Raw genomic sequence first — 302 nt, 5'->3', positions numbered from 1 at the left:
GGCGTCGGATGTCGCGCCAGTGCACGCATTATGGGCGTTGGCCTCAACACGGTTTTACGTCACTTAAAAAACTCAGGCCGCAGTCGGTAACCTCGCGCATACAACCGGGCAGTGATGTGATTGTCTGCGCTGAAATGGACGAACAGTGGGGCTACGGTCGGTGCTAAATCACGTCAGCGCTGGCTGTTTTACGCGTATGACATGGATACGGAGGACGGTTGTGGCGCACGTCTTCGGTGAACGCACTCTGGCCACACTGGAGCGTCTTCTGAGCCTGCTGTCGGCCTTTGAGGTCGTGGTAT

1 pseudogene is annotated in these 302 nt (G+C 57.0%); it reads left to right on the top strand.

Going from position 1 to position 302, the window contains the following annotated elements:
- Positions 1 to 302, top strand: a pseudogene (locus tag BHE85_RS19395) (IS1-like element IS1F family transposase); the annotation flags it as partial.

This window comes from Shigella sp. FC1567 (assembly GCF_001743015.1).
Lineage (GTDB): Bacteria > Pseudomonadota > Gammaproteobacteria > Enterobacterales > Enterobacteriaceae > Escherichia > Escherichia coli.
The sequence above is the reverse complement of the archived record's forward strand: the minus strand, read 5'-3'. Positions and strand labels throughout refer to the sequence as shown.